Genomic DNA, 1,403 nt, shown 5'->3' with positions numbered 1-1,403 from the left:
TTCTCAAACTGATGCGGTGGACGGCCCCTGAGCGGCATCGATGTGCCAGGCTCGCGGCTGTTGAGGTCAGCGAGCAAAGGGGCCGTCCGCCATGAAGATTACCACGATCGGTCTGGACATCGCCAAGCGTGCGTTCCAGGCGCATGGAGTTGACGCCAGCGGCCGCGCGGTGCTGCGGCGCAAGCTGGGCCGGAGCGAGGTGCTTGGGTTCTTCCGCGCGCTCCCGCCCTGCCTGGTCGGCATCGAGGCGTGCGGTTCGGCCCATCACTGGGCGCGGGAGATCCGGGCGCTTGGGCATGAGGTGCGGTTGATCCCGGCCGCCTACGTGAAGCCCTACGTCAAGCGCGGCAAAACGGACGCGGCGGATGCCGAGGCGATCTGCGAGGCGGTGACGCGGCCGACGATGCGCTTCGTGCCGATCAAGACACCCGAGCAGCAGGCGCTCCTGGTGCTCCACCGGACCCGCGACCTGCTGGTCCGCCAGCGTACGATGCTGGTGAACTCGCTGCGCGGGCACCTGGCGGAGTTCGGCATCGTGGCCCGACAGGGCACCGGCGGGATGGGCGAGCTGCTGGGCATTCTGCGCGATGCCGCGGAGACGCGCGTTCCGGCGCTCGCCAGGACAGCATTGCTGCGCCTGGCGGACGCGATCGAGGCGATCGAGACGCAGGTGGCGGAAGTGGAGGCGGCGATCCTGGCCTGGCACAAGGCCAGCGAGGCCAGTCGACGTCTGGCCAAGGTTCCGGGCATCGGGCCCATCACGGCGACCGCGATCCTGGCCAGTGTCGGCGATATCGCCAATTTCCGCTCCGCCCGGCATCTCGCCGCCTGGATCGGCCTCGTGCCGAAGCAGGACAGCACGGGCGGCAAGCCTCGGCAGGTCGGCATCTCCAAGGCTGGGGACCGCTACCTCCGAAAGCTGCTCGTGCTCGGCGCCACGACGGTGATCCGCCACAACAAGAACAAGGCTCAGGAAGGGTGGCTCGCAGGTCTGCTGGCGCGCCGGCCGACGATGGTCGCGGCCATCGCGCAGGCGAACAAGACGGCACGCATCGTCTGGGCACTGCTGACCCGCGGCGGAACCTATGACCCGACCCTCGGGCGCCAGGCCGCCGCAGCATAGGAGGATAGAGCTTCCCGCCGGAGGTCGCCGCGACCGGCGGGCGTGCGAGGGCGAAGGTGGCGTGATGGCAACCGGTCGAACCCGGGGTCCGGCAGAACCCGTTGAGTGACCCGCGCCCCGAGCGCGCCGAACTGATTGGGAGCCGGACCGCGAACCTCATCAGGGCCCGCGGTCAAACCAGCCGCATCCGAGGCCGGACACATGACCGCACTCGACCGCGGCGCCTCAACCCTTCAACGCCCTTGCATCGAAGGGGCCGTCCACACAGGTCACTCAGGCC

1 protein-coding gene is annotated in these 1,403 nt (G+C 69.5%); it reads left to right on the top strand.

Features of this window, described 5'->3' with window-relative positions:
• The first annotated feature begins 91 nt into the window (after window positions 1-91).
• Window positions 92-1,123, top strand: coding sequence for an IS110 family RNA-guided transposase (locus G3576_RS30945; RefSeq protein ID WP_164698327.1), 1,032 nt, complete (start codon window positions 92-94; stop codon window positions 1,121-1,123).
• Window positions 1,124-1,403 lie beyond the last annotated feature (280 nt).

Source organism: Falsiroseomonas algicola (assembly GCF_011040385.1).
Classification (GTDB): Bacteria; Pseudomonadota; Alphaproteobacteria; order Acetobacterales; family Acetobacteraceae; genus Falsiroseomonas; species Falsiroseomonas algicola.
Note: the sequence above shows the minus strand (reverse complement) of the source record. Positions and strands in the feature narration are given on the sequence as shown.